This is a genomic window from Polaromonas sp., assembly GCF_012927415.1.
Taxonomy (GTDB): Bacteria; Pseudomonadota; Gammaproteobacteria; order Burkholderiales; family Burkholderiaceae_C; genus Polaromonas.
In genome coordinates this window covers 1-8,384 of sequence record NZ_JABBPF010000126.1, presented here as the reverse complement: position 1 = coordinate 8,384, position 8,384 = coordinate 1, and the positions used below count along the sequence as shown (strand labels likewise).

At 62.8% G+C, this 8,384-nt stretch carries 10 protein-coding genes; 7 read left to right on the top strand and 3 right to left on the bottom strand.

What is annotated here, in order from left to right:
• Together HHJ19_RS11800 and HHJ19_RS11795 are read left to right on the top strand one after the other, a co-directional pair.
• Nucleotides 1-745 (top strand): PhzF family phenazine biosynthesis protein (locus tag HHJ19_RS11800; protein WP_296907541.1); only part of this gene is annotated, 745 nt, incomplete at its 5' end.
• Between the two features lie 41 nt (nucleotides 746-786).
• On the top strand, nucleotides 787-1,473 hold the full coding sequence (locus tag HHJ19_RS11795; RefSeq protein WP_296907538.1) for a VOC family protein: 687 nt from the start codon (nucleotides 787-789) through the stop codon (nucleotides 1,471-1,473).
• 283 nt (nucleotides 1,474-1,756) lie between these two features.
• Here HHJ19_RS11795 and HHJ19_RS11790 read toward each other — a convergent pair whose 3' ends face one another.
• Nucleotides 1,757-2,029, bottom strand: a complete 273-nt coding sequence (locus HHJ19_RS11790; protein ID WP_296907536.1) for a hypothetical protein — start codon at nucleotides 2,027-2,029, stop codon at nucleotides 1,757-1,759.
• A 114-nt stretch (nucleotides 2,030-2,143) separates the two neighbouring features.
• Here HHJ19_RS11790 and HHJ19_RS11785 point away from each other — a divergent pair, with 114 nt between their 5' ends.
• The 5 genes from HHJ19_RS11785 (at nucleotide 2,144) to HHJ19_RS11765 (ending at nucleotide 6,060) form a co-directional block, all read left to right on the top strand.
• Nucleotides 2,144-2,542, top strand: coding sequence for a VOC family protein (locus HHJ19_RS11785; RefSeq protein ID WP_296907533.1), 399 nt, complete (start codon nucleotides 2,144-2,146; stop codon nucleotides 2,540-2,542).
• A 92-nt stretch (nucleotides 2,543-2,634) separates the two neighbouring features.
• Complete coding sequence (locus HHJ19_RS11780; protein WP_296907531.1) at nucleotides 2,635-3,267, top strand: tat (twin-arginine translocation) pathway signal sequence; 633 nt, start codon at nucleotides 2,635-2,637, stop codon at nucleotides 3,265-3,267.
• A gap of 51 nt (nucleotides 3,268-3,318) precedes the next feature.
• Nucleotides 3,319-4,887, top strand: coding sequence for a GMC family oxidoreductase (locus tag HHJ19_RS11775; RefSeq protein ID WP_296907528.1), 1,569 nt, complete (start codon nucleotides 3,319-3,321; stop codon nucleotides 4,885-4,887).
• Between the two features lie 87 nt (nucleotides 4,888-4,974).
• Entirely contained in the window at nucleotides 4,975-5,313 is a 339-nt protein-coding gene (locus HHJ19_RS11770) for a ribbon-helix-helix domain-containing protein (protein ID WP_296907526.1), read from the top strand.
• A 78-nt stretch (nucleotides 5,314-5,391) separates the two neighbouring features.
• Nucleotides 5,392-6,060 carry a histidine phosphatase family protein gene (locus HHJ19_RS11765; protein WP_296907524.1) on the top strand — a complete coding sequence of 223 codons (669 nt, stop codon included), beginning with the start codon at nucleotides 5,392-5,394 and terminating at the stop codon, nucleotides 6,058-6,060.
• Nucleotides 6,061-6,218: 158 nt separating this feature from the next.
• Here the strand turns inward: HHJ19_RS11765 and HHJ19_RS11760 are convergent, their stop codons facing one another.
• Together HHJ19_RS11760 and HHJ19_RS11755 are read right to left on the bottom strand one after the other, a co-directional pair.
• Nucleotides 6,219-7,562, bottom strand: a complete 1,344-nt coding sequence (locus HHJ19_RS11760; protein ID WP_296907521.1) for a sorbosone dehydrogenase family protein — start codon at nucleotides 7,560-7,562, stop codon at nucleotides 6,219-6,221.
• Nucleotides 7,563-7,689: 127 nt separating this feature from the next.
• Nucleotides 7,690-8,148, bottom strand: coding sequence for an Lrp/AsnC family transcriptional regulator (locus HHJ19_RS11755; protein ID WP_296907518.1), 459 nt, complete (start codon nucleotides 8,146-8,148; stop codon nucleotides 7,690-7,692).
• Between the last annotated feature and the right edge of the window lie 236 nt (nucleotides 8,149-8,384).

Below are 8,384 nucleotides of genomic sequence, written 5' to 3'. Positions count from 1 at the left end.
CTGCGGCCAGCCCGCCAGCCGGGATTTCATCATGCAGGAATGCAAGCTGGGTCTGATCAGGATTCGCCGCGAGCGAGGTGAGCGGCGTCTGGCATTTGCCGCGCCGCCCCTCAAGCGGTCCGCGCCCGAGCCCGCATGGCTCGCCGGGGTGGTGGCCGCGTTGGGAATTCAACCCGCGCAAATCCTGGCCACGCAACTGCTGGACAACGGGCCGGTCTGGCTGGGACTGCTGCTGGACAGCGTGGAGACCGTGCTGCAGCTCTTGCCCGACTACCGGGCACTTGAAAGCCTGAAAGCCGATGTAGGCGTGGCCGCGCTCTACCCCTTACAGCAAAGCCCGCCACTGATAGCTCGCGCCAACCGCGAAGCCCAGGCTTTCATAGCCCCCACGCTTGCCACTGCGTGTGCTGCGCTGCCCCCCGGGGGGGCTGGCCTTGCTTGGGGCGGCCCGGCGCTGCGGCCGTTGGGCCCCACGTTTGCCGTAGCGACCACCGATGCGCCCGATCTGGAGGTCCGAGCCTTTGCTGTGGGCATGGGCGTCAACGAAGACCCGGTCACCGGCAGCCTCAATGCCAGCCTGGCCCAGTGGCTGATCGCCGAAAGCCATATGCCGCAGCGCTATCTGGCCTCACAGGGGGTTTGCCTTGACCGCGCCGGCCTGGTCCATGTCGAACGCGATGAACACGGCCAGGTCTGGGTCGGTGGCGAATCAGTGACCTGCGTGGACGGGCAAGTCCTGCTGTAGCGGTGGCCAGCATGGATGCCGCGCGCACCCCAGCCCCTCGGGTGACCTCCCAGGTCGACCACCTGGTCGTGCTCGCGGCCAGCCTGGCAGAGGGCGTGCGGTGGTGCGAAAGCGTGTTGGGTGTGACGCCCGGTCCGGGCGGCGAACACGCACTGATGGGCACGCACAACCGCCTGGTGGCACTGGCGTCGCCGGTCTACCCACGGGCTTACCTGGAACTGATTGCTATACATTCAGGAGCGCCTTGCGGCCGTACTTCCTCGACAAGACGCTGGTTTGACCTTGATGACCCGGAGATTCAGCTGCAACTCGAGAAAAACGGGCCGCAGCTGGCGCATTTTGTCGCCCGCACCGAACGGGCGGAGGCCTGCGTGCGTGCGCTGGCGCGCCTGGGGCTGGACCGGGGCGAAGTATTGCAGGCCTCGCGCATGACGCCGCAAGGCCTGCTGCAATGGAAGATTAGCGTGCGTGACGACGGCGAGCGGCTGCTGTTTGGTACGCTGCCCACGCTGATCCAGTGGGGCGAAGTGCATCCGGCGCAGGCCATGGCGCCCTCGGGCGTTTCGCTGCTGTCGCTTGAGGCGCGTCACCCGAGACCGGACCTGCTGCGCGCGGCTTACCAGGCCATTGGCTTGGCGGGCGTTGCGCTCGGCCAGGGTGCGCCCAACCTGGTCGCCACACTCCAGACACCGCGCGGCCCGGTCGTGCTTGAATCAAAAGGACTCTAGTGGGCCGCATGGTCTCCCGTGAATTCCAGGGGGCGCCGCAATTCCGCTGGGGCCAGTCCAGCCTGCGGCTGGGTACCGGCTGCTGAATCAAGTAGGAGGACCACGCACCGGTGGGCGTCTTCAAGCGGCGCGGCGGGCTGACCTACTTTGACGCGCTCATGACACGCGGCAAGTTGTTTGCCGACGTCATCAACGCCACGCGCGGCAACCACGGCCAGAGCATTGGCTGGGCGCCAGAGCCCGCTCTGTTATCTGCAGCATGGCCGAACCGGCGGCGCTGGCCCTACGGCTGCGGCCTCTGCAACAGATCGTGTAGGTCAGCGACGACGAGGTAACCCAGGCAATGCGCGATCTGGATGCTGACACGCACAACGTGGCAGAAGGCGCAGGCGCAGGCGCAGGCGCAGGCGCGGCCAGCTTTGCCGCCGCCATGCTCGAATGACGCCAGCACAGGCGACCGGTGGTGGGCACAACCCTGCGCGACGGCAACGTTGACAGCGCCACGCTGGCCGCCAAGCGCTGCTCGGTCTGGGCTGGCAGCCGATTTCGGCGGCATCTCAGGGTTTCCGAGGGGGTAATTTCCTCCAATCAGGCGCTCCCATTTAGCCGTTTATTACCTGCGCGTGCGGCTCAGGGCATAGAGTGAAAGCTTGTTTTTCACGAGGCCCGAATGTCAAAAATCATCCACAGCATGATCCGCGTGCGGGAGCTGGACCGGTCGCTCAAGTTTTACGCTGACTGCCTTGACCTGCAGCCCGCCCACCGGCTGGACTTTCCCGCCTTCTCGCTGGTCTATCTGCGCAATGCAGAAAACGACGCCGAGATCGAACTGACCTGGAACCGTGACCGCACCGAGCCCTATTGCCACGGCGACGCTTATGGCCATGTCGCCGTTTGCGTGCCCGATGTGGCCGCCGAGCGCACGCGTCTGGTCGGCCTGGGTTACTGCCCGCTGGACGTCAAGGAGTTCAAGGCCGACGATGGCTCGCTGATCGCCCGCTATTTTTTTATCCAGGACCCGGATGGCTACAAGGTGGAGGTGCTCGAACGCCACGGTCATTACCAGTAAGAGCAAAGCCGGCCGCCGACGCGCGGCCTCAAGTCCCGCTCCAGCCCGCAGGACTCCCTGAAAAATTCAAACGCCCCCCCAAGGAGACAACGATGAAAGTCATTCCGATCACCCGAATCGATCACACCGAGACCGACAGCTGCGGCGAAGACAGTGGCGAGGTGCCAAAACTGGCGCTGCCACTGACCCGGCGCAGCCTGCTGCGCGGCAGCGGCCTGCTGCTGGGAACGCTGGCCGCGGGCAGCACACTGAGCCTGCTGGCGCCCTCGCGCGCCTGGGCGCTGGAGCTCAAGACCCTGAGCACTGCCGAGGGCACGACATTAATGAAGATGGGCCGGGTACTCTACCCGCACAGCAAGCTGCCCGATGCGGTTTATGCGCTGCTGGCCAAAGATCTTGACGCGGCGGCCAGCGGCGACGCAGCCACCGCCACGCAGCTGCGCAGCGGCATTGCCGATCTCGACAAGGCCGCTGGCGGCAACTTCGCCAAAGCCACGGCTGCCAGGCAGCTCGCCGCCGTGAAGTCGCTGGAAGGCACGCCATTTTTTGCCACGGTGCGCGGCAAGTGCGTGACCTCGCTCTATGACAACGACATGGCCTTTGCCGCGTTCGGCTACCCCGGCTCTTCTTGGGAGAAAGGCGGCTACATCACGCGGGGCTTTCAGGATCTGAAATGGCTGCCAGCGCCTTCGTTGGCGGCCAGCCCGCCGCCCTGGATGGGCTGAGGCCCGATCCGCAGAGCACTTCACAACCCATTTCCCCATCAGGACATCATCATGGCAAAAATTGACAACAACGACGACAGCGTTGTCGTGATCATCGGCTCCGGTGCCGGCGGCGGCACACTGGCCCACGAGCTTTGCAGCAAGGGCGTGAAGGTCGTGGTGCTGGAAGCCGGCGCCATGCAGTCGCAGGCAACCTACATCAATGACGAGTGGAACTCCTTCGGCCAGCTGGCCTGGCTCGACAATCGCACGACCTCGGGAACCTGGCGCGTCGCCAAGGATTTTCCTAACCTACCGACCTGGATCTGCAAGACCGTGGGCGGCACCACCACGCACTGGGCCGGTGCCTCGCTGCGCCTGCAGGAGTACGAATTCAAGGCCAAAACCCATTACGGCGAGATCAAGGGTGCCAATTTGCTCGACTGGCCGGTTACGCTGCAGGAGCTCGAGCCCTACTATGCAAAAGCCGAAAACAAGATGGGCGTGACGCGCACCAACGGTATTCCGGGCTTGCCGGGTAACAACAACTTCAAGGTTCTCAGTGCGGGTGCCACGAAGCTTGGCTACAAGGAGGTGCACACCGGCACCATGGCCATCAACAGCGAACCGCGCGACGATCGCGGCCGCTGCATGCAGCTGGGTTTCTGTTTCCAGGGCTGCAAGTCGGGAGCGAAATGGTCAACCCTGTATGTCGAGATTCCCAAGGCCGAAGCCACCGGCAACCTGGACCTGCGGGCCGAGTCGCATGTCTCGCGCATCGAGCACAACGCCAGCGGCAAGGCCAGCGCAGTCGTCTACTTCGACAAGGACGGCAAGGAGCAGCGCCAGAAGGCGCGTGTGGTCTGCGTTGCCGGCAACTCGATCGAGACACCGCGCCTGCTGCTTCTTTCAAGTTCGCCGCAGTTTCCAAACGGCCTGGCCAACTCGTCGGGCCAGGTCGGACGCAACTACATGCGCCACCTGACCGGCACGGTTTACGGCGCGTTCAAAAACCCGGTGCACATGTACCGCGGCACCACGATGGCCGGCATCGTTCGCGATGAGGCAAGGCACGACACGAAACGCGGTTTTGCCGGTGGCTATGAGATGGAAACGCTGTCGCTGGGCATCCCGTTCATGGCCGCTTTTTTGAACCCGGGCGGCTGGGGCTCCGACTTCAGCTGGTGGATGGACCGATATACCAACCTGGCCGGCATGTGGATTGTCGGGGAAGACATGCCGCGTGAAACCAACCGCGTGACGCTGAACACCGCCGTCAATGACAAGTGGGGCAATGCCGTGCCCAATGTGCACTACGACGACCACGAAAACGACATCGCCATGCGCAACCATGCGTTCACTCAGGGCGAGCGCATTTACCAGGCTGCCGGGTCCATCAAGACCTTCCGCACGCCGCCCTACCCGTCGACCCACAACCTGGGCACCTGCCGCATGAGCGCCAACCCTGGCGATGGCGTGTGCAACAAGTGGGGGCAGACCCACGACATCAACAACCTGTTCATTTCGGACGGCAGCCAGTTCACCACCGGCGGCGCGGAAAACCCGACGCTGACCATCGTCAGCCTGGCGATCCGGCAGGCCGACTACATCACCCGCCAGATGACAGAAAAAGCAATTTGAGGCAAGCTTGCAGGCGAAGGACAAAAGCGCCGGCAGCGTACTGCCGGCCAGGTCTTTCAGCCCCTCACGCCCACCAAGGAGTTCTTCATGTGTTACGTCTATGTGCATGCCGACCCAATTCAGTATGAGGCGCGAACGCGCTCCATCAGGATCAGCAACGTGGTGACCACTATCCGGCTGGAGAACCTGTTTTGGGACGTACTGGCCGAGATCGCCAGCCGCGAAGGCCGGACCACCAACCAGATGATTGCGACGCTGCACCAGGAATTGACGGCGCTGCGCGAAGACAACCCCAATTTCACGTCATTCCTGCGCGTCTGCTGTCTGCGTTACCTCTCCCTTCCGCGTGTCGACGAATCGTCGCAAAGCCTTGCAAGCCTGCGCACCACCCTGTTGCCCGCACCGCCGCCAGCGCTTTCGCACTAGCGGGATTGCCTCGGGGCCAGCGGCTGCAGGTCGCCCGGGTGACAAGGGCGCAGCCGCCGTCTGGTCTAAATTCGTTGCATGGGAACACTTTATTTGGTACGCCACGGCCAGGCTTCGTTTGGCGCCGATGACTATGACTTGCTGAGCCCTCTGGGCCAGCGGCAGAGCGTGCGGCTGGGAGAATATTTCAGGAACAAGGGTGTGACTTTCGAGGCGGCGATGACTGGCACGCTGAAACGCCAGATCCAGACCTTTGCCGGCATCAGCGAAGGCATGGGGCTTGCGATGCAAGCCACCCCCTGGGACGGCCTCAACGAATATGACAGCGCTGCGGTGATCGGCGCCATTCATCCCCATGCCCTGGAAAAACCCGATACGCCCGAGCTCTACAAGCACCATTTTCGCCTGCTGCGCGACGGGCTGGCGCAATGGATGGCTGGTGTGGTCAGCCCACGGGGCATGCCCAGCTACAACGATTTTGCCGCCGGCGTGCGCAGCGCGCTCGACCACATCCGCCAGCATCACGACGGCAATGTGCTGCTGGTCTCCAGCGGAGGCCCGATCTCGACCGCCGTGGGTCAGGTACTGGGAACGAGTCCCGAAACGACCATTGAGCTCAACATGCGCATCCGCAACTCGTCCGTCACCGAATTTGCCTTTACGCCGCGGCGCCACACCTTGATGACCTACAACACGCTGCCGCACCTTGACACAGCGGAACACGCAAGCTGGGTGACTTACGCGTGAGCCGGGGCACAGCTACTTGGCCAGGGATGGCGGCAAGGTAGCATGGAAAACAGTTTGCTATTAAATATATAGCTACTCGTACCCGTAGTTACTGGACCTGAGCACGATTTATTGATGAATCCGGTCTTTTCGGCATCCGCCAGCCCCGCCAGGCCGCCTCATCTGGCCGGTTCGGCACGAACCCGCCAGACCACGTTACCCACATCGTCAGCGACCAGCAGCGCTCCACGTTTGTCGATGGCCACGCCCACCGGCCGTCCGTAGGCGTGGCCATCGGCGCTCAGGAAGCCGGTCAGCACGTCCACCGGAAGGCCTGAAGGGCGGCCCTGGAGGAATGGTACGAACACGACCTTGTAACCGCTGTAAGGCTTGCGGTTCCAGGACCCATGCTCGCCGACGAAGACGCCACTGTTCAGGGTCGGCGGCAAGGCTTCACCCTCGGAAAAAACCATGCCCAGTGGCGCGACGTGAGAGCCCAGCGCATAGTCGGGCGAAACCGCTTTGGCCACCAGGTCAGGGCGCGCCGGCTTGACGCGCTCGTCCACGTTCTGCCCGTAATAGCTATAGGGCCAGCCGTAAAACGCGCCATCCTTCACCGATGTCAGGTAGTCGGGCACCAGGTCGCTGCCGATTTCGTCGCGCTCGTTCACCACCGTCCACAGCGCGCCGCTGCCAGGCGCCCAGCCCATGCCGTTTGGATTGCGCAGACCTGATGCGAGCACGCGGTGGTTGCCGGTTTTGGGGTCAACTTCCCAGATGGCTGCGCGCTCGGCTTCGGCTTCGACGCCGCGTTCGCCCACATTGCTGTTGGAGCCGACCGTCACATACAGCTTGCTGCCGTCAGGGCTGGCAATGATGTTCTTGGTCCAGTGGTGGTTGATCGGCCCGGCCGGAAGATCGACCACCTTGACCGGCGCGGCGCTGATGCGGGTCTGCCCTGTTTCGTAGGGAAAGCGGACGATGGCATCGCTGTTGGCAACGTAAAAATCCTTGCCTACCAGCGCCATGCCGAATGGCGAGTTCAGGTTCTCCAGAAACACCGTTCGCGTCACCGCCTTGCCATTTCCGTCGGCATCGCGCAACAGGGTGATTCGGTTGGCTGACGGCACGCCCGCACCAGCCCGGCTCATCATCTTTTTCATGATCCAGCCCTTGATGCCTTTGCCGTCTTCCGGCTTGGGCGGTGCATTGCTTTCGGCCACCAGCACGTCGCCGTTGGGCAGTACATAGACCCAGCGCGGATGGTCCAGCCCGGCAGCCAGGGCGGTGACCCCAAGCCCCGGCATCGGCGTGGGCATTACCCCGGCAGGCCAGCCCTGGGCAGGTGCGATATTGACGGTGGGGATCAGGCTGGATTTTGGTTGCGGCAGGGTCGGGCTTTCACCCATGCCGGCCTCGGGTGACAACAAGGCGGTGTCCCCGCAAGCGGCCAAGCCACCAATCAATATCAGGCAAAGCGCGGCCGTGCCGCAGGGTTTGGGAAGGCGAAGCCGTGTCAGCATAAAAACTCCTGAACCGTTAGCGCCCGGCGGGTCGCCTCGCTATAAGTGTGCACGCTTTGTGCTGCCCTTGCTGTCAGCCGCTCACACCGGAGTCTGTCAGCGTTTGACCGCGCAGATACCGCACAGTTCAGGACGGCAGCAGCGGCAGGTCCGCTTTTTTGAGCGTGCGCAACACAAAGCTTGATTTGCTGTGGCGTATGCCCTTGATCTTGTAGAGCCGCTCACGCAGCAGGCGTTCATAGTCCTTGGTGTCGTGCACGGCGATGCGCAGCAGGTAATCGTATTCACCTGAAACCAGCCAGGCCTCAATCACCTCGGGAATGGCAGCCAGCGTTTCGCCGAATTTTTCCAGCGTGTTGTCGGAGTGGCTGTCCAGCGTGACCTGCACCATCACCGTGTCGCCCAATCCCAATGCCTGCGCATTCAGGCGAACGGTGTAACCCTCAATCACTCCGGTCTGTTCCATTTTTTTGATACGGCCCCAACAGGGCGAGGGACTGAGTCCGACGGCCTGGCCGATGTCCTGCAGACTGGTGCGCGAGTCGGCCTGCAAAACCTGAAGAATTTTCCGGTCAAATGTATCCATCAAGATAATTTATCCGAAATTTCAGATTTTTCAGAAAATCTACCCGTAAATGCCCAAATCAAAAGGAAATCAAGCAAATTTTTCGGCGTCAACTGGTCGATACTTGTTTCATACCGCAGTCGGGCCTACCCGCAAGGCGCGGCAGGAACCCCCCGGCTGGTTACCACTGGCTCGGGGGGTTTGTTTTTTCTGCCCCAAACCAGTTGCCCAGCGCAGCCGATACGCGGGCCACGGGT

Excerpts from the sequence above, each read along its gene's own strand:
- HHJ19_RS11755 (WP_296907518.1), bottom strand. The coding sequence starts at position 8,148 with ATGGATACATTTGACCGGAAAATTCTTCAGGTTTTGCAGGCCGACTCG.
- HHJ19_RS11780 (WP_296907531.1), top strand. The coding sequence starts at position 2,635 with ATGAAAGTCATTCCGATCACCCGAATCGATCACACCGAGACCGACAGC.
- HHJ19_RS11770 (WP_296907526.1), top strand. The coding sequence starts at position 4,975 with ATGTGTTACGTCTATGTGCATGCCGACCCAATTCAGTATGAGGCGCGA.
- HHJ19_RS11765 (WP_296907524.1), top strand. The coding sequence starts at position 5,392 with ATGGGAACACTTTATTTGGTACGCCACGGCCAGGCTTCGTTTGGCGCC.
- HHJ19_RS11775 (WP_296907528.1), top strand. The coding sequence starts at position 3,319 with ATGGCAAAAATTGACAACAACGACGACAGCGTTGTCGTGATCATCGGC.
- HHJ19_RS11790 (WP_296907536.1), bottom strand. The coding sequence starts at position 2,029 with ATGCCGCCGAAATCGGCTGCCAGCCCAGACCGAGCAGCGCTTGGCGGC.
- HHJ19_RS11785 (WP_296907533.1), top strand. The coding sequence starts at position 2,144 with ATGTCAAAAATCATCCACAGCATGATCCGCGTGCGGGAGCTGGACCGG.
- HHJ19_RS11760 (WP_296907521.1), bottom strand. The coding sequence starts at position 7,562 with ATGCTGACACGGCTTCGCCTTCCCAAACCCTGCGGCACGGCCGCGCTT.